At 76.1% G+C, this 17,078-nt stretch carries 18 protein-coding genes; 7 read left to right on the top strand and 11 right to left on the bottom strand.

The window, feature by feature from the left end; all coding sequences use genetic code 11:
• The first annotated feature begins 64 nt into the window (after positions 1 to 64).
• A complete protein-coding gene (locus IE108_RS07505) occupies positions 65 to 1,393 on the top strand; it encodes a GNAT family N-acetyltransferase (RefSeq protein WP_064726751.1) in 1,329 nt (442 codons plus the stop codon).
• Between the two features lie 63 nt (positions 1,394 to 1,456).
• On the opposite strand, the gene IE108_RS07510 is transcribed toward IE108_RS07505, so the two are convergent.
• On the bottom strand, positions 1,457 to 2,680 hold the full coding sequence (locus IE108_RS07510) for a trans-sulfuration enzyme family protein (RefSeq protein ID WP_064731660.1): 1,224 nt from the start codon (positions 2,678 to 2,680) through the stop codon (positions 1,457 to 1,459).
• A gap of 60 nt (positions 2,681 to 2,740) precedes the next feature.
• On the opposite strand from IE108_RS07510, the gene IE108_RS07515 reads away from it, so the two are divergent.
• Together IE108_RS07515 and IE108_RS07520 are read left to right on the top strand one after the other, a co-directional pair.
• Positions 2,741 to 3,229: an Lrp/AsnC family transcriptional regulator gene (locus IE108_RS07515; RefSeq protein WP_064726752.1), complete on the top strand. Its 489-nt coding sequence runs from the start codon at positions 2,741 to 2,743 to the stop codon at positions 3,227 to 3,229.
• Between the two features lie 78 nt (positions 3,230 to 3,307).
• The gene (locus tag IE108_RS07520) at positions 3,308 to 4,996 is read left to right on the top strand and encodes a DUF885 domain-containing protein (protein WP_064726753.1); all 1,689 of its coding nucleotides are present in this window, start codon (positions 3,308 to 3,310) and stop codon (positions 4,994 to 4,996) included.
• Positions 4,997 to 5,003: 7 nt separating this feature from the next.
• Here the strand turns inward: IE108_RS07520 and IE108_RS07525 are convergent, their stop codons facing one another.
• From IE108_RS07525 to IE108_RS07535, 3 genes are read right to left on the bottom strand one after another with little or no spacing between them, the layout of a single operon-like run.
• Positions 5,004 to 5,207 (bottom strand): hypothetical protein, encoded by a 204-nt coding sequence (locus tag IE108_RS07525; RefSeq protein ID WP_064726754.1) that lies wholly within the window; start codon positions 5,205 to 5,207, stop codon positions 5,004 to 5,006.
• Between the two features lie 20 nt (positions 5,208 to 5,227).
• Positions 5,228 to 5,746, bottom strand: a complete 519-nt coding sequence (locus IE108_RS07530) for an immunity 21 family protein (RefSeq protein WP_064726755.1) — start codon at positions 5,744 to 5,746, stop codon at positions 5,228 to 5,230.
• 21 nt (positions 5,747 to 5,767) lie between these two features.
• Positions 5,768 to 6,256: a rhodanese-like domain-containing protein gene (locus tag IE108_RS07535; RefSeq protein WP_064726756.1), complete on the bottom strand. Its 489-nt coding sequence runs from the start codon at positions 6,254 to 6,256 to the stop codon at positions 5,768 to 5,770.
• Between the two features lie 124 nt (positions 6,257 to 6,380).
• Between IE108_RS07535 and IE108_RS07540 the strand changes: the two genes are divergently transcribed.
• Entirely contained in the window at positions 6,381 to 6,827 is a 447-nt protein-coding gene (locus tag IE108_RS07540) for an Lrp/AsnC family transcriptional regulator (RefSeq protein ID WP_064726757.1), read from the top strand.
• Positions 6,828 to 6,843: 16 nt separating this feature from the next.
• Here IE108_RS07540 and IE108_RS07545 read toward each other — a convergent pair whose 3' ends face one another.
• From IE108_RS07545 to IE108_RS07565, 5 genes are all read right to left on the bottom strand, one after another.
• Complete coding sequence (locus IE108_RS07545; RefSeq protein ID WP_064726758.1) at positions 6,844 to 9,837, bottom strand: AAA family ATPase; 2,994 nt, start codon at positions 9,835 to 9,837, stop codon at positions 6,844 to 6,846.
• Positions 9,834 to 10,997: an exonuclease SbcCD subunit D gene (locus IE108_RS07550; RefSeq protein WP_064726759.1), complete on the bottom strand. Its 1,164-nt coding sequence runs from the start codon at positions 10,995 to 10,997 to the stop codon at positions 9,834 to 9,836. The genes IE108_RS07545 and IE108_RS07550 overlap by 4 nt, the downstream gene beginning before the upstream one ends.
• 144 nt (positions 10,998 to 11,141) lie before the next feature.
• On the bottom strand, positions 11,142 to 11,768 hold the full coding sequence (locus IE108_RS07555) for a YigZ family protein (RefSeq protein WP_064726760.1): 627 nt from the start codon (positions 11,766 to 11,768) through the stop codon (positions 11,142 to 11,144).
• Positions 11,769 to 11,785: 17 nt separating this feature from the next.
• Positions 11,786 to 12,328 carry a SixA phosphatase family protein gene (locus IE108_RS07560; protein ID WP_064726761.1) on the bottom strand — a complete coding sequence of 181 codons (543 nt, stop codon included), beginning with the start codon at positions 12,326 to 12,328 and terminating at the stop codon, positions 11,786 to 11,788.
• Positions 12,325 to 13,032 (bottom strand): hypothetical protein, encoded by a 708-nt coding sequence (locus IE108_RS07565; protein ID WP_079163439.1) that lies wholly within the window; start codon positions 13,030 to 13,032, stop codon positions 12,325 to 12,327. The genes IE108_RS07560 and IE108_RS07565 overlap by 4 nt, the downstream gene beginning before the upstream one ends.
• Positions 13,033 to 13,199: 167 nt before the next feature.
• On the opposite strand from IE108_RS07565, the gene IE108_RS07570 reads away from it, so the two are divergent.
• Both IE108_RS07570 and IE108_RS07575 read left to right on the top strand, forming a co-directional pair.
• Positions 13,200 to 13,607, top strand: a complete 408-nt coding sequence (locus IE108_RS07570; RefSeq protein WP_064726762.1) for a CoA-binding protein — start codon at positions 13,200 to 13,202, stop codon at positions 13,605 to 13,607.
• Between the two features lie 143 nt (positions 13,608 to 13,750).
• Positions 13,751 to 14,974 carry a 4-hydroxybenzoate 3-monooxygenase gene (locus tag IE108_RS07575; RefSeq protein WP_064726763.1) on the top strand — a complete coding sequence of 408 codons (1,224 nt, stop codon included), beginning with the start codon at positions 13,751 to 13,753 and terminating at the stop codon, positions 14,972 to 14,974.
• 9 nt (positions 14,975 to 14,983) lie between these two features.
• On the opposite strand, the gene IE108_RS07580 is transcribed toward IE108_RS07575, so the two are convergent.
• Positions 14,984 to 15,367 (bottom strand): ArsR/SmtB family transcription factor, encoded by a 384-nt coding sequence (locus IE108_RS07580; protein WP_064726764.1) that lies wholly within the window; start codon positions 15,365 to 15,367, stop codon positions 14,984 to 14,986.
• Positions 15,368 to 15,452: 85 nt separating this feature from the next.
• Between IE108_RS07580 and IE108_RS07585 the strand changes: the two genes are divergently transcribed.
• The gene (locus IE108_RS07585) at positions 15,453 to 16,505 is read left to right on the top strand and encodes a cation diffusion facilitator family transporter (RefSeq protein WP_064726765.1); all 1,053 of its coding nucleotides are present in this window, start codon (positions 15,453 to 15,455) and stop codon (positions 16,503 to 16,505) included.
• A 4-nt stretch (positions 16,506 to 16,509) separates the two neighbouring features.
• On the opposite strand, the gene IE108_RS07590 is transcribed toward IE108_RS07585, so the two are convergent.
• The gene (locus IE108_RS07590) at positions 16,510 to 17,067 is read right to left on the bottom strand and encodes a YbaK/EbsC family protein (protein WP_064726766.1); all 558 of its coding nucleotides are present in this window, start codon (positions 17,065 to 17,067) and stop codon (positions 16,510 to 16,512) included.
• Positions 17,068 to 17,078 lie beyond the last annotated feature (11 nt).

Consider the following 17,078-nt stretch of genomic DNA (forward strand, 5'->3'; position numbering starts at 1 on the left):
TCGGTCACAGTGCGTTCGTGATCACGCAACACCGTTCCTTCACAGTGAGTGCATGAGTCGAGACATGTCTGACGTGACGGACGCCGTGGCCCGCGTGGTCGAACACGGCCCGGCGGTGCCCGCGATGCTGCTGGCCTCGGTGGCCGCCCTGATCGCCACGGCGGGCTTCCACACCCGCTGGTCACGCCGCCACGGCCAGGCGCCGCCCGCGGACGATACCGGCGCCCGGCCACCGACCGGGGAGCGGGGGGCCGGGCCTCGCGAGGAGGACGCCGGGCCTGCGCGGCCGGCCGGTGCCGGGGAGAGCGCCCTGTGGCGGATGCGGACCACGGTGCGGGACGCGCCCGGTTCGCTGGCCCGGCTGTGCGCCGCCCTGGCCGAACACCGGGTCGACATCCTGAGCCTCCAGACGCACCCGCTGGCCGAGGGCACGGTGGACGAGTTCCTGCTCCGCGCCCCGGGCGACCTGACCGGGACCGGACTCGCCGGGGTCGTGTCGGAGGCCGGCGGTGAAGACACGTGGACCGAGCGCGCGGACGCGCACGACCTGGTCGACGCGCCGACCCGGGTACTGGCCCTGGCCGCCCGCACCGCCCTCGACGCCGCGGAACTGCCGCTGGCGCTCCGCCAGTTGCTGGGCCGTTGCACCATCCGGTCGCTGCCCGCCACCGCCGGAGCCACGGGCGAGGTGCCGCCGGAGGGCACGCTGGAGGACACCGTGCTGCGGCTGCGCGCCCCGGAGGGCGGGGTGATCAGTGTGGAGCGGCCGTATCTCCCGTTCACCCCGGCGGAGTTCGCCCGGGTCCGGGCGCTGGTCGAGCTGGACGCGCGGCTCGGTCCCCGGGTCCCGCGCGGCCGGGACTCGCTGACGCTGGCCGAGGGCCACGACATCATCGTCCGCCGCGCCGACACCCGGGACGTCCCGGCGGCGAAGGCGATGCACGAACGCTGCTCGGCGCGCACCCTCGGGATGCGCTACCACGGCCCGGTCGGCGACGCCGACCGGTACATGAACCACCTGCTCAGCCCCCGCTTCGGCCGCACCCTCGCCGTGCAGACGGCCTCGGGGCGGATCGTGGGCCTCGGCCATCTGCTGTGGGACGGGGACGAGACGGAGGTCGCGCTGCTCGTCGAGGACGCGTGGCAGCGCCGGGGCATCGGCGGCGAACTGCTCGGCCGGCTCGTGGCGATGGCCGCCGAGACGGGCTGCGAGAGCGTGTACGCCGTCACCCAGGCGTCCAACACCGGCATGGTCGCCGCGATGCGCGGCCTGGGCCTCCCCCTCGACTACCAGATCGAGGAGGGGACCCTGGTCGTCACCGCCCGCCTGAACCCGGCCCCCCGCGGCTCCTCCGCGCCGGTGCCGCACGGGGAGCGGATCGGCGGCGAGTAGACGGGCCGACGGCGCCCGGGAGCACCCCGCGGCGCCGTCGGCGCGCCTACGCCCGCCGCACCGTCACTCGGCGCCCGACAGCGCCTCCCGCAGCGGTATCGCGCCCGGCGCCCGCTCCCCCAGCGCGCGGTCCAGGTCGGCCCAGAGGTCGTCGACGTCCTCCAGGCCCACCGAGAGCCGCAGCAACCGGTCGCCGACGCCGGCCCCGCGCCGGTCGTCGGCGTCCACGATGCGGTGGCTGATGGACGCCGGGTGCTGGATGAGCGTGTCGACGCTGCCGAGGCTCACGGCCGGGGTGATCAGGCGGACACGGCCGATGACCTCGTGCGGATCGCCGTGCACCTCGAAGGAGACCATCGCGCCGCCGATGCGCGGGTAGTGAACGCGCGCCACCCTCGGGTCGGCGGCGAGGCGCGCGACCAGTTCGGCGGCGTTCGCGGAGGCGGCCCGCACCCGCACCGGCAGGGTGGACAGGCCGCGCAGCAGCAGGTAGCCGGCGAGGGGGTGCAGTACGCCGCCGGTGGCGAAGCGCACCTGCCGCAGCCGCCCGGCGAACTCCTCGTCGCAGGCGACCACCCCGGCGAGCACGTCGCCGTGGCCGCCGAGGTACTTGGTGGCGCTGTGCAGCACCAGCCGGGCCCCGTGCTCGGCGGGCCGCTGGAGCACGGGGGTGGCGAAGGTGTTGTCGACCAGCAGCGGCACCGATCCGCAGGCGTGGGCGACGGCCCTCAGGTCGACCTCGGCCAGCGTGGGGTTGGCCGGTGACTCGACCAGCACCAGACCGGTGTCGGGGCGCAGCGCGTCCGCCACACCCGCCGGGTCGGTCCAGGTGACCTCGGACCCCAGCAGCCCGGCGGTCAGCAGGTGGTCGCTGCAGCCGTACAGGGGCCGGACGGCGACGACGTGCCGCAGCCCCATCGAGCCGCGGACCAGCAGGACGGCGCTCAGGGCGGCCATCCCGCTGGCGAAGGCGACCGCGGACTCGGTCCCCTCCAGCTTGGCCAGCGCCGTCTCGAAGCGGGCGACGGTGGGGTTGCCGAGCCGCCCGTAGACCGGCGGGCCGTCGGGCTCCGCGCCGGTGGCGGCGAAGGCGTCGATGCGGGCGGCCTCGCCGCGGCTGTCGTACGACGGATAGGTCGTCGACAGGTCGATGGGCGGGGCGTGCAGCCCCTGGCCGGCCAGGTCGTCGCGGCCGGCGTGCACGGCCTCGGTGGCCAGGGCCCGGCCGGTGGCGGCGGTGATGCGTACGGCGTCGGAGGGTGACGTGGGCGTGCGCGCAGAGTCCATGCCCCCGAGGGTGAACACTCACCGGGCCAACGCGGGGGGCGGCCGTGTTACGTTCGGCACATGGCCGATTCCGTCGTACTGGATCCGGTGGACCTCCATCTGCTGCGGTTGTTGCAGAACGACGCCCGGACCACCTACCGCGACCTCGCCGACCAGGTCGGCGTCGCCCCGTCCACCTGCCTGGACCGGGTGACCCGGCTGCGGCGGGCCGGGGTGATCCTCGGCCACCGGCTCGAACTGGACCCCGCCCGGCTGGGCCGGGGACTCCAGGCGCTGCTCTCCGTGCAGGTCCGCCCGCACCGGCGGGAGCTGGTCGGCCCGTTCGTGGAGCGGATCAGGGCGCTGCCGGAGTCGCGCACGGTCTTCCACCTGACCGGCCCCGACGACTACCTGGTCCACGTGGCGGTGGCGGACATGGCGGATCTCCAGCGACTGGTCCTCGACGGGTTCACCTCGCGGCCCGAGGTGGCCCGGGTCGAGACACGGCTGATCTTCCAGCAGTGGGACTGCGGCCCGCTGCTGCCGCCGTCGCCGCCGGCCACGCCCTGAGCGAAATCCGGCCGCGCGCGCCGTCGGGCCCCGCCCAGCGGGCTGACGCGGCACCGGTATCCGTATGAGGATGTCCGCATGTCAGAGACCAAGAGCCCGCTGCCCCGCGAGGTCGCCGACGCCTACGTCGACGACCTCATCGCCCTCGACCCGGTCACCGGTACCTATCTCGGCGTCGCCGAGAGCTCCGGTCTGCTGCCCGACTTCTCGCCCGCCGGACAGGAGGCCGTGGCGGAGCTGGCCAGGACCACGCTCGCCCGGCTGGACGAGGCGGAGCGCCGGCCCGGCGGGGACAGCGACGTGGAGCGGCGCTGCGCCCGGCTGCTGCGCGAGCGCCTCACGGCGGAACTGGCGGTGCACGAGGCCCAGGAGGGCCTGCGCTCGGTCGGCAACATGGGCACGGCCGCCCACTCGGTGCGCGAGGTCTTCACCATCACGCCGACGCAGACCGACGAGGACTGGGCCCGCGTCGCCGAGCGGCTGCGCGCGGTACCGGCGGCGTTCGCGGGTTACCGCGCGTCGCTGGCCCTGGGGCTGGAGCGGGGGCTGTACGCCGCCCCGCGGCCGACGGCGACCTTCGTCGAGCAGCTCGGCGAGTGGGCGGACACCGGCGAGGGGCGCGGCTGGTTCGAGGACTTCGCCGCCGACGGGCCGGACGCGCTGCGCGCGGAGCTGGACGAGGCCGCGCGGGGCGCCACCGCCGCCGTGGCCGAGCTGCGGGACTGGATGCGCGACGTGTACGCCCCGGCGATCGAGGGCGCCCCGGACACCGTGGGCCGGGAGCGCTACGCCCGCTGGTCGCGCTACTACAACGGCACGGACCTGGACCTGGACGAGGCGTACGCCTACGGCTGGGCGGAGTACCACCGGCTGCTGGCCGAGATGAAGGCGGAGGCCGAGAAGATCCTCCCGGGCGCCGCGACGCCGTGGGTGGCGCTGGCCCACCTGGACGAGCACGGCAGGCACATCGAGGGCGTCGACGAGGTCCGCGACTGGCTCCAGGGCCTGATGGACCAGGCCATCGAGCAGCTGGACGGCACGCACTTCGAACTCGCCGAGCGGGTGCGGCGGGTGGAGTCGCGGATCGCACCGCCGGGCAGCGCGGCGGCCCCGTACTACACGTCGCCGTCGGAGGACTTCTCCCGTCCCGGCCGGACCTGGCTGCCGACGATGGGCCAGACCCGCTTCCCGGTGTACGACCTGGTCTCGACCTGGTACCACGAGGGCGTTCCGGGCCACCACCTCCAGCTGGCCCAGTGGACGCACGTCGCGCAGGACCTCTCCCGCTACCAGGCGTCCGTGGGCATGGTCAGCGCCAACGCGGAGGGGTGGGCGCTGTACGCGGAGCGGCTGATGGACGAACTGGGCTTCCTCACCGACGCCGAGCAGCGCCTCGGGTACCTGGACGCGCAGATGATGCGGGCCGCGCGGGTCATCGTGGACATCGGCATGCACCTGGAGCTGGAGATCCCGGCGGACTCGCCGTTCCACGCGGGCGAGCGCTGGACGCCGAAGCTGGCGCAGGAGTTCTTCGGCGCGCACAGCAGCCGCCCGGCCGATTTCGTGGAGAGCGAGCTGACCCGCTATCTGACGATCCCGGGGCAGGCGATCGGCTACAAGCTCGGTGAGCGGGCCTGGCTGCTGGGCCGGGAGAAGGCCCGCGAGCGGCACGGCGACGCCTTCGACCCGAAGGCGTGGCACATGGCGGCCCTCTCCCAGGGCTCGCTGGGCCTGGACGACCTGGTGGACGAGTTGTCCCGGCTCTGACGGCCGGTCACCGGCCCGGTCCGCCCTCCGAGTCGACGACCCGCCCGGTGACCCGGGCCGCCTCGTCCGTGGCCGGCCACGCGATGAGACGGACCGGGTCGCCGGGCATGCCCCGGCGACCGCCGGCAAGGCACGCGGCGACGGCGTCGCAGTCGTCGCCGCGCGGGCAACCGAAGGCCACGTACCCGGGGTCGACCGCGTCGACGGTCACGGCGTGCCCGGCGAGACCCGCTACGCCCCGTCGACCCGCCGGAGCCGCACGAGGCCCAGCCACGTCTCCGGTCCCGGACGCGCCTCGGCCGCGCGCACCGCGTACCGGCCCGGGTCGAGAGCCACCCGCACGCGCCCCGCGCGCTCCGAGGCGTCCCCGGGCCAGGCGGCGTCGAACAGGAGCACCGGTCCGGGTACGTTCCAGGCCACCTCGGGCTGCCACTCGGCGGTGTCCAGGGCCGCGGGCACGCCCGCCAGCACCTCGTCCTCGGAGTCGGCGGCGCACCAGCGGACGAAGGTCCCGTGCTCGGGCAGATAGGCGGTCGAGGCGGGTTCGTCGCCGAGGACCAAGGCGGTGGCGTCGCCGACCGGGAGAAGTCCGACGTGGCCGTCGACCTCGCAGGCCCGGTCGTAGTCGGAGTCCGCGTCCTCGCCGTCGGCCCCGGTCCAGAACGGCAGGACCGTCTCCGGGACCACGATGAGCGGACCGCCGCCCGACTCGACCCACTCCACCGCGCCCGGCTCCGCGTATCGCACCATGCGGCAGAACCTACACGCCGGTCAGCAGCCGCAGTCCGCCGCGTCCACCGGGGCGGTCAGGGGATCCGCGGCCGGCCGTACGGTGCCCTGCCGGGTCTCGTAGGCGAAGCCCTCGCGCACCCAGTACTCGAAGCCGCCGCGCATCTCCTTGACGGGGTAGCCGAGTTCGGCGAGGGCGAGTGCCGCGCGGGTGGCGCCGTCGCAGCCGGGTCCCCAGCAGTAGGTCACCACCGGGACGGCGGGGTCGAGGAGTTGACCTGCCTGCCCGGGGATGCGCGCGGTGGGCAGGTGGACGGCGCCGGGCACGTGGCCCTGGTCCCAGGACTCGGTGGACCGGCAGTCCAGGAGGACGAATCCGGCCCCGTCCTCGGCGCTCATCGCGGCGGCGACGTCGGAGACGTCGGTGTGGAAGGCGAGGCTCGCCCGGAAGTACGCGGCGGCCTCGGCGGGCGGCGCGGGGGCGGTGCGCAGCACGGCGTTGACGGTCGTGGCGGTGGTGGTGGCGGTCATGCTCCGGCCTCTCGTCGGCGGTGGTCGCGGTGCAATGAATCTACGGTCGGCCTCCCCGCCCCCTGAAGGGAGATTCCCCGGCTGTTCGCTTGTAGGGCCGGGGATTCCCTGCTATTCATCTCCCATGACCGAGCATTCACCCGACGCCACCGACTGGCTGATCCTCGACGCTCTCCAGCGCAACGGGCGGGCCGGCTTCGCCGAGCTGGCCCGTGCCGTGTCGATGTCCGCGAGCGCGGTGACCGAGCGGGTGCGGCGGCTGGAGGAGGCCGGGATCATCCAGGGGTACGCGGCGGTCGTCGACCCGGAGCGGCTGGGGCTGCCGATCCTGGCCTTCGTGCGGCTGCGCTACCCGGTCGCCAACTACAAGCCGTTCCACGACCTCGTCGCGGTCACGCCCGAGATCCTGGAGGCGCACCACGTCACCGGTGACGACTGCTTCGTCATCAAGGTCGCCGCCCGCTCGATGCAGCACCTGGAGGAGGTGTCCGGCCGGATCAGCGCCCTGGGCTCGGTCACCACGAGCGTCGTCTACTCCTCGCCGCTCCCCCGCCGCCCCCTGGGCCGCTGAGGTCCGCCCGGGACGGTCAGCCGGCGCCCCGCTGGCGCAGGGTGGACCCCGACCGGCCCTTGCCGACCTCCAGTTGGGCGTGGATCCGGCGCCGCAGGTCGGCGACGTGGCTGACGATCCCGACGCTGCGGTCGCGTTCGCGCAGGGAGTCGAGGACGTCGAGGACCTCGTCGAGGGTCTGGTCGTCGAGGCTGCCGAAGCCCTCGTCGATGAAGAGGGTGTCCAGGCGCACGCCGCCGGCCTCGTCCGTGACGACGTCGGCGAGGCCGAGCGCCAGGGCCAGCGAGGCGAAGAACGTCTCGCCGCCGGAGAGCGTGGCCGTGTCGCGCTCCCGTCCGGTCCAGGCGTCGACGACGTGCAGGCCGAGTCCGCTGCGTCCGCGCCCGGTGCGGTCGTCGGAGTGGACGAGGGTGTAGCGGCCCGCGGACATCCGGGTGAGCCGGGCGGTCGCGGCCGCGGCGACCTGTTCGAGGCGGGCCGCGAGGACGTAGGACTCCAGGCGCATCCGGCGCTCGTTGTCGGCCGAGGTGCCCGCGGCGAGTCCGGCCAGGCGGGCGATGCGGGTGTGCTCGTCGCGCAGCGGGGCGAGCCGGCGCACGGAGTCGGCGGCCCGCGCGGAGAGCCGGCCCAGTTCGCCGCAGCGCCGGACGGCGGCGTCGCGGGCCGAGGAGGCCTCGCGCAGGAGCCGGGCCGCGTCGGCGGCGGCGCGTTCGGCCGCGGCGGGGTCGGCGGCCGGCCGGCGGGCCGCGTCGGCGGTGTCCGCCTCGGCCAGGATCGCGCGGACGGCGGTCTCCTCCAGGTCCCGGGCGTCGAGGCGGCGCTGCAGCTCGCGGTGGGCCTCGGCGTCGAGCAGCGCCGCGGCGGCGTCCGCCGGGGTGTCGAAGCCGGCCCGGAACGCCGCGTCGGCGAGGCGGGCGTCGGCGTCCTTGAGCCGCCGCGCGGCCTCCTCGGCGGCTCGGGCGGTGTCGGCGGCCTCCGTGAGCAGGGCCGCCCGCCGCTCCAGCTGCGCCGCCCGCGCCGCCACACTCCCGGCGCCGCCGCGGGCGCGGGTCAACTCCTCCTCCAGCGAAGCCTGTTCGCGCTCCAGGCGCTCCCGGCCCGCGACCCGGGAGGCGGACCGTACGGCGGCCTGCTGCCGGGCGGCGACGCGCTGTTCGCGTTCGTGCTCCGCGCGGCGCAGCTCCTCCTGCGCCGCGTGCAGCCGGGAGCCGGCCGCGCGGGCCGCATCGTACTCGCGCTCCAGCTCCCCGGCCTGCTCGGCCAGCCGGGCGGTGGGCGCGTCGCCCGCCTCCGCCGTGGCGGCGGCCAGCGCCTCGCGTACGGTGCCCAGGCGCCGTTCGGCCTCCGCGCGGCGCTCCTCGGCCTGCTGGTGGGCGGCGAGGGCGCGCTCCTCGGCCTCGCGGTCGACGTGTCCGTCGACCCGGCGGGCCGGGGCGGGGTGTTCGGTGGCGCCGCAGACCGCGCAGGGCGCACCGTCGGCGAGTCCGGCGGCGAGTTCCGCGGCGATGCCGCTGAGCCGCTGCTCCTTGAGGTCGAGCCAGTGCGCGCGGGCCGCGGCGGCGGCCTCGGCCGACGCGAGTGCCCGGCGCCGGGCGTCCTCGGTGTCGGCGGCGAGCCCGTCCCGCCGGCGGGCGGCGTCCAGCCGGCGCCGGGCGGGGTCGCGTTGCAGGGCGAGCTGTCCGGCGCGGGTCGCGGCCTCCTGGGTGTCGTCCACGCGGGTGCGGAGCGCGGTGCGGGTGGTCTCCCAGTCGGCGAGCCAGGTCTCCGCCTCGTGCAGGACGTCCGCGTCGGCGCGTTCCTGGCGGTCCAGGCCGGCCCGCTCCTCGGCCAGCTCGGCCACGCGGCGTTCGGCCCGGTGGGCGGATTCCAGGCCGCCCCGTTCCTCGGCGGCTCGGCGGGCGGCCGCGGCCAGTCCGGCGGCGCCGGCGCCGGCGAGGGCGTCCGGCAGCAGGGCCCGCGCGCGGGCCTCGGAGGCCGCCGACCGCCGGTGCTCGGTCTCCGCGGCGTCCCGCAACTCCAGTGCGGGCGCGACCGCTTCGGCCTTGCGGGAGCGCTCCATGCGCCGCTGCGCGGCCTCGTACGCCCCGGTCCGCTCCGCCAGCCGCGCGGCCCGCTCGCGCGCCTCGGCGTGCCGGCGCTGCAGCCGGTCCAGTTCCCGCGCCTCGGCGAGGGCGCGGTCGGCGGCCGCGTGGGCCGACTCGGCGGCGGTGAGGCGGCAGTCGGCGAGGGTCAGCAGCTCGCGGGCGGTGCTGCGGGCGACGGCGGCGGCGCCGAGGACGGTCTCGGCCAGGCCCGGCTCGCCCGGCGTCAGCTCCGGCAGTTCCATGGCGTCGCCGGCGGCCTGCTGCATGCGGTGGGCGTCGGCGAGGAGGGCCGCGTCGCCCTCCCGCACCCCGGCCTCGGTGGTGCGGCGCCGCTCGGCGAGGCGCTGCTCGACCTCGGCGAAGCGCCGGGTGTCGAAGAGCCGGCCGAGGAGCTTGCCGCGGGCCTCCGCGTCGGCGCGCAGGAAGCGCGCGAAGTCGCCCTGGGGCAGCAGCACGACCTGGCAGAACTGCTCGCGGCTCATGCCGAGCAGCTGCGTGATCTCCTCGCCGATCTCCTGGTGGGACCGGCTGAGGTCCTTCCACGCCCCGGCCGCCGCGTCGTACTCGCGCAGCCAGGTCTGGGCCTTGTCGACGGTGGTGCCCTTGCCGCGCAGCTTCGGCCGCTGCCAGGGCGGCTGCCGGGTGACCTCCAGGCGCCGTCCGGCGACGGTGAGTTCGAGCCGGACCTCGGTGCGGGTGCCGGCCGCCGCGTGGTCGCTGCGCAGGGCCGTGCCCTGGCCGCTCTGCCGGGCCCCGGGCACGGAGCCGTACAGCGCGTAGCAGACGGCGTCCAGGACGGAGGTCTTGCCGGCGCCGGTCGGGCCGTGCAGCAGGAAGATGCCGGCCGCGGAGAGGTCGTCGAAGTCGACGCCCTGGGTGCCGCCGAAGGGGCCGAAGGCGGTGATGTCCAGGCGGTGCAGCCTCACCGGGCCACCTCCCGGACGGCCTCGTCGGCGCGGACCGCGTCGAAGGCGTCCCGCAGCACGGCCTGTTCGCGGGCGTCGGGTCCGGCGCCGCGCACGTGCGCCACGAAGTCCTCGGCGATCTGCTGGTCGGTGCGGTCGGCGAGCCGCCGGGCGTAGGACACACCGGGTTCGTCGGGGGCGCGCTCGGGGTCGAAGACGAGGCTGAGGGTGTGCGGGAAGCGCTCGGTGAGCCGGGCCATGGGATCGTCCGGGCGGACCGGATCGGTGAGGGTCGCCTCCACCCACGCCTCCTCGTGCGGGGTCAGCGCGGGATCGGCGAGCAGGTCGTCCAGGGTGCCGCGCAGCCGGGCCAGCGCGCGCGGCACCGGGCAGTCGACGCGCTCGGCGGTGACCGTGCCGGCCGCGTCCAGGTCGACGAGCCACATGCTCTTGCGGTGCCGGTGCTCGGAGAAGGAGTACGGCAGGGGGGAGCCGGAGTAGCGGACGCGTCCGGTGAGGGTCTGGCAGCCGTGCAGGTGGCCGAGTGCCACGTAGTCGACGCCGTCGAAGACCCCGGCGGGCACGGCCGCGACGCCGCCGACGGTGATGTCCCGTTCGCTGTCGCTCTGCTCGCCGCCGGTGACGAAGGCGTGCGCGAGGACGACGGAACGGGTGCCGCCGGCGCGGCCGGCGAGGTCGGCCCGCACCCGGTCCATGGCGGCGGCGAGCACCGCCTCGTGCCCTGCCTTCTCCACCGCGAACTCGGCCTTCACCAGCGCCGGTTCGAGGTAGGGCAGCCCGTAGAAGGCGACGTCGCCGTGGGCGTCGGGCAGCACCACCGGGATGCCGCAGCCGGCCGGGTCGGTGCGCAGGTGGATGCCGGCGCGGTCGAGGAGACCGGCGCCGACACCGAGGCGGCGGGCCGAGTCGTGGTTGCCGGAGATCATCACGGTGGGCACGCCGAGGCGGGCGAGGCGGTGCAGGGCGTCGTCGTACAGCTCGACGGCGGCGAGCGGCGGGACCGCGCGGTCGTACACGTCACCGGAGACGACCACCGCGTCCACGGCGTGCTCGCGCACCGTCTCGACGAGGTGTCCGACGAACGCTGCCTGGGCGTCGAGCATGTCGACCCGGTGGAAGGCCCGGCCGAGATGCCAGTCGGACGTGTGCAGAAATCTCACAGAACCGCCCCGACCCGCATGTTTCCCCTCGTTCCGCCCATGACCGGGCACGACTGTCGTCACCGGCAGGGACCACGCTAACGCCCCCGGGCCCCTGGTCCACCACGAACCTCGGTCCGCCCCGCCGCCGGCCGGCGGCGGGTGTCAGGCGTCCGCGTACGCCTCGCCGCCCAGTTCGAGGACGGCCGTCCCGGCGGTGGCGTCCGCGAGCCAGGAGCGGAAGCCCTCCACGTCGGCCTCGGGCAGGCCGACCTCGATGGTGACCGCCTCCGCGTAGCGCACGTCGCGCACCGTACGGCCGGCCGCGCGCAGGTCGTTCTGGAGCCGGCCGGCCCGCTGGTGGTCGACGGTCACCGCGGCCAGCCGGTAGCGGCGCCGGGTGAGGGTGCCGAGGTCGTCCAGCGCCTCGCCGACCGCGCCGCCGTAGGCCCGGATGAGGCCGCCCGCGCCGAGCTTGACGCCGCCGTAGTAGCGCGTGACGACCGCGACGACGTACCGCATGTCGCGGCGCAGCAGCATCTGGAGCATCGGGACGCCGGCCGTGCCCCCGGGCTCCCCGTCGTCGCTCGCCTTCTGGACGGCGGCGTCGGCCCCGATGACGTACGCCCAGCAGTTGTGGCTGGCGTCGGCGTGCTCCTTGCGCACGCCCGCGACGAACGCCTGGGCCTCCTCCTCGGTGGCGGCGGGGGCCAGCGCGCACAGGAAGCGGGAGCGGTTGATCTCGGTCTCGTGCACACCCGCGCGGGCGACCGTGCGGTACTCGTCCTGCATGCGGCCAGCCTATGCGCTCACGTCCGCCCGCCCCTCGGCACGGTCATGGCGGTGAGCAGGGCCGATCCCGGTACCAGGTGCCGCCAGGCGGTGCCGTGCCAGTCGAGTACGGCCACCGCCGAGGTGGGGTACTTGGCCCGGACCCGGTCCAGGGCGTCGTCGAGGGCCTCCCCGGCCAGGGTGGTGATCAGGTCCTCCAGGCCGGGGTTGTGGCCGACCAGGAGCAGCGTCCCGACGTCGGCGGGGGCCTCGCGGACGACGTCCAGCAGCTCCGGCACCCCGGCGGCGTACAGGCGCGGGTCGTGGCGCACCGGCGGCGGGGTGCCCCACTGGGCGGAGGCCAGGTCCCAGGTCTGCCGGGCGCGCCGGGCGGTGGAGCACAGGGCGAGGTCGGGCAGCCGGTCCTGCGCGGCGAGGGCGCGTCCGGCGGCCGGGGCGTCGCGCAGTCCGCGTGCCGCGAGCGGCCGGTCGTGGTCGGCGACGCCCTCGGGGCCCGCGGACTTCGCGTGCCGCAGGACCACCAGGCGGCGCAGCGGGCCGGAGCCGGGGCGCGCGATCACGCGGGCGCCCCGAGGTCGCGGGTGAGGTGGAGGGCGAGGAAGCGGTCGGCGTACGCGCAGATCTCGAAGCGGGCTCCGTCCGGCAGGCCCGGGTCGCGCTCCACCGCGCGCAGGACCCCGAGCACCCCGGGCGCGTCCAGATCGTCCTCCCAGGCGGCCCGCAGCCGGTCGCGCACCTCGTCCGGGACGGGCCGCGAGGGCTGCCGCGCCCAGGCCGCGACCGAGCGGCGCAGGCGCGCGAGGGTGTCGCGGGCGTCGTCCAGCGCGGCCGGGTCCAGCTCCACGCGCGCGTGGTGGTGCCGTGCCAGCAGGGCGAGGCGCAGGGCGTCCGGGTCGGCGAGGTCGGGTTCGGCCGGGTGGGCGGGGGCGACGGCGATGGCCGGGCCGTCCGGGAGGAACCCGCCCGCCCGCAGGACGTGCACCGTCCGGCCGCTGCCCGGTCCGGCGCCGGCCTCGTCGAAGGGGCGGATACCCAGGGCCGCGGCCCGCTCCCGCAGCCTGCCGGGCTCCGGGCTGTCCGCCGCCGTCGCCCACACGGGCGTGCCGTCGAGTTCCAGGCCGCGGACCAGGAGGTCGGCGACGAGGAGCACGCGCAGTGCGGTCGTGTCGCCCTCCTCCGCATGCGCCACGACGCGCGTCGGGGCCCGTCGGGCGGGGGCGGCGGGGGCTGGTTCTCCGGTCCGGGCGTCGATGATGCGCAGCACGGGGTGAGCGTAGGCGGGGATGCCCGGTGGCGCACGGGGGACGCACCCGCCACCTGCCCGCCCCGCGGGGCAACGGCCTCCGCGGGGGAATCCCCTCCCGCCCCGCTCCGTTGACGACTCCGGGAGGCGCGACACGCGGGCCGCCCGGGAGTCGAAGGAGGCCGCCGGTGTACGGCGACGAGGCAGCAGTCCGCAAGATCCTCACCGAGCTGGGGGACACCTGGGCCGTGGTGGGCCTCTCGGCCAACCGGCAGCGCGCGGCGTACGGTGTCGCCGAGGTGCTCCAGCGCTTCGGCAAGCGGGTGGTGCCGGTGCATCCCAAGGCGGAGACGGTGCACGGCGAGCAGGGGTACGCGTCCCTCGCCGACATCCCCTTCGACGTGGACGTGGTCGACGTCTTCGTCAACAGCGAACTGGCCGGCCCGGTCGCCGACGAGGCGGTCGCGAAGGGCGCCTCGGCGGTCTGGTTCCAGCTCGGCGTGATCGACGAGGCGGCGTACGAGCGCACCCGCGCCGCGGGCCTGGAGATGGTGATGGACCGCTGCCCGGCGATCGAGATCCCGCGGCTGCGCTGACCGGCGCCGGCGCCGGCCTCGGCGCCCTCGCGAAGGAGGCCGGTGCCACCCCGGGAGATGTACGGCCGCGGATTTTCCGGCACCCCGGGACGAAGCCCCCGCGGCCGTTCCCGGGGACGTCCGGGCGCCCACATAATGTGCGCGTGACCCCAGCCTCCCCCCACCCGGGCCCGTCGTCTCCGCAGCATGTCCCGGTCGTCGTGGTGGGCGCCGGGCCCGCCGGGCTGACCATCGGGGCGGTCCTGCGTGCCGCCGGTGTCGACTGCCTGGTCCTGGAGACCGAGACCCGGGAGTTCGTCGAACGGCGGCCCCGCGCGGGGGTCATCGAGGAGTGGGCCGTACGCGGGCTGGAGCGGCGGGGGCTGGCACGGACTTTGCTGGAGCGGGCGCAGACGCACACCGAGTGCGAGTTCCGGTTCGCCGGGGAGCGGTACCGCTTCGAGTACACCGCTCTGACGGGGCAGCACCACTTCGTCTATCCGCAGCAGTTCCTGGTGACGGACCTGGTCCGCGAGTACGCGGACGTGCGCGGCGGGGAGATCCGGTTCGGTGTGCGCGACGTGCGCCTGCACGATCCGGACTCCGACCGGCCGGCGGTGTCCTACGTGTGCCCCGAGTCCGGTGAACGGCGCGTCGTGCGGGCCGACTTCGTGGCGGGCTGCGACGGGGCGCGCGGGGTGACGCGGGCGTCGCTGCCGCCGGAACGGGCCCGGGTGGCCCGGTACGACTACGGCGTCGGCTGGCTGGCGCTGCTGGCCGAGGCGCCGCCGTCCTCGGACTGCGTCGTGTTCGGCATGCACCCGCGCGGTTTCGCCGGCCACATGCCCCGCAGCGCCGAGGTGACCCGCTACTACCTCCAGTGCCCGCCCGGCGACGACCCGGAGACCTGGTCGCACGACCGGGTCTGGACCGAGCTGCGGGAGCGCCTGGGCGCGGCCGGCGCACCGCCGCTCCGGGAAGGCCGGCTGATCGAGCGGCGCGTCCTGGACATGCACGGCTACGTCGTCGAACCCGTCGTCCACGGGCGGCTGTTCCTCGCCGGGGACGCGGCGCACCTGACGGCGCCCATCGCCGCCAAGGGGCTGAACCTCGCCCTGCACGACGCGTTCCTGCTCGGCGACGCGCTCGCGGCGCACTTCACGAAGGGCGACGACACCGGGCTGTCCGGGTACGCGCACGCGTGCCTCTCCCGGGCGTGGGACTACCAGGAGTTCTCCCAGTGGCTGTCCGAGGTGTACCACGGCACGGCGTCGGGCGACCCGTACCGTGCGGGGGCGGCCCTGGCCAGGCTGCGCCGGCTCTTCGACTCCCCCACCGCCGCCGCGGAGTTCGCCGAGCGCTACATGGGCGTGCGGACCGGCGGCTGAGACCACCGCTCAGTCGTGCGGGGGCCGGTCCCTCAGGCGGTGGTCGGCGACGCTCAGCGCCTCGTCCACCAGGCGGCGCAGATGCCCGTCCCGCAGCGCGTAGACGACCCGGCGCCCCTCCTTGCGGCTGCTCACCAGCCCCGCGAGCCGCAGCCGGGCCAAGTGCTGACTGACCGCGGGGCGGGCCGCGTCGCAAGCCTCGGTGAGGGAGGTGACGTCGGCCTCGCCGGCGGTCAGGGCGTGCAGCAGGGTCAGGCGGGTGCGGTCGCCGAGCAGCGCGAGGAGTTCGGCCGCGAGGGCGAACTGCTCCTCCCCCGGGGTGCGCGGGTGCGCGTCCTCCGGGGCTCCGGGGGTCGCACCGTCCGCCGACGACAGGTGCATGCGTGCGCTCATACGCACATAATGGCGCCGTGGGCGCCACGCGTCCACTGACCGCACCGGGCCACCGGGCCACCCGACCATCGGAAGGGGCACCCCCGTGAACCATCCGCACCGGCGTCACCACCCCCACGACACCCACCCGCACGACGGCCACCACCGCCCCGCCCGCGGGTGGCGCCGTCTCGCGCACCGGCTCACCCCGCACTCCCACGAGAGCGCCGCCAAGGTGGACCCGGCCCTGGAGTCCTCGGCCCGGGGACTGCGCGCGCTGTGGGTGTCGCTGGCGGTGCTGGGCACCACGGCACTCGTCCAGGCGGTCGTGGTGGCCGCCTCCGGGTCGGTGGCGCTGCTCGGTGACACCGTGCACAACGCGGCCGACGCGCTGACCGCCGTACCGCTCGGCATCGCCTTCGTCCTGGGCCGGCGCGCGGCGACCCGGCGCTTCACCTACGGCTACGGGCGGGCCGAGGACCTGGCCGGCATCGTGATCGTCCTGACGATCGCCGCGTCCGCGGTCCTCGCGGGGTGGACGGCGGTGGACCGGCTCCTGGACCCCCGTCCGGTCGCGCACCTCCCGGCGGTCGCGGCGGCCGCGCTGGCCGGGTTCGCGGGCAACGAGTGGGTGGCCCGGTACCGGATCCGGACGGGCCGCGAGATCGGCTCCGCGGCGCTGGTCGCCGACGGGCTGCACGCGCGGACGGACGGCTTCACGTCGCTGGCCGTGCTGCTGGGCGCCGGCGGCGCGGCCCTGGGGTGGCGACTCGCCGACCCGCTGGTGGGACTGGCGATCACGGCCGCGATCGCGCTGGTCCTGCGGGACGCGGCGCGCGAGGTGTTCCGGCGGCTGATGGACGCCGTCGATCCGGCGCTGGTGGACCGCGCCGAGCGGGTGCTGAGCGAGGTGCCCGGCGTGCGCGGGGTGGGCGAGCTGCGGCTGCGCTGGGTCGGGCACCGGCTGCGCGCCGAGGTCGCCCTGGTGGTGGACGGCGAGGCGACCGTCCGCCGGGCCCACGGCATCGCCGTCGAGGCCGAGCACGCCCTGCTGCACGCCGTGCCGCGGCTCACCGCGGCGCTGGTCCACGCCGACCCGGTGCCGGTGCCGGGCGAGGCGGACCCGCACTCGGCGCTGGCCCACCACGCCCCGGGGTGACCCGTCAGGCGACGCCGAGCCCCTCCAGGACGACGGCGCCCGGCAGTTCGGCGAAGGCCTTGCCGGGCACGAGCAGCTTGCCGCGCCGGCGTCCGCTGCCCACGAGGACGTAGGGCAGGTCCACCACGGCCGAGTCCACCAGCACGGGCCAGTCGGCGGGGAGACCGACCGGGGTGATGCCGCCGTACTCCATGCCCGTCTCACCGGTCGCCGTGTCCATCGGGGCGAAGGACGCCTTGCGCGCGCCGAGATGGCGGCGGACGACGCCGTTGACGTCGACGCGGGTGGTGGAGAGGACCAGGCAGGCGGCGAGCGTGGTGCCGCCGGCCCGCTTGCCGGTGACCACCACGCAGTTGGCGGAGCGTTCGAGCAGGTCGCGGCCGTAGTGCTCGACGAAGGTGGCGGTGTCGGCCCACTCCGGGTCCGTGTCGACGTAGACGATCTGCTCGGCGGGGACGCTGCCGCCCCAGTGGCGTACGGCCTCGGCAACCGGGCCGGTCAGTTCGCCGAGGCAGTCCGGTGCGGGCGTGGCACTGTCGAAGTTCCCGATGGGTGCGTGCATGGCCGCACGCT

It is taken from the genome of Streptomyces parvulus (assembly GCF_014648855.1).
GTDB lineage: Bacteria > Actinomycetota > Actinomycetes > Streptomycetales > Streptomycetaceae > Streptomyces > Streptomyces parvulus.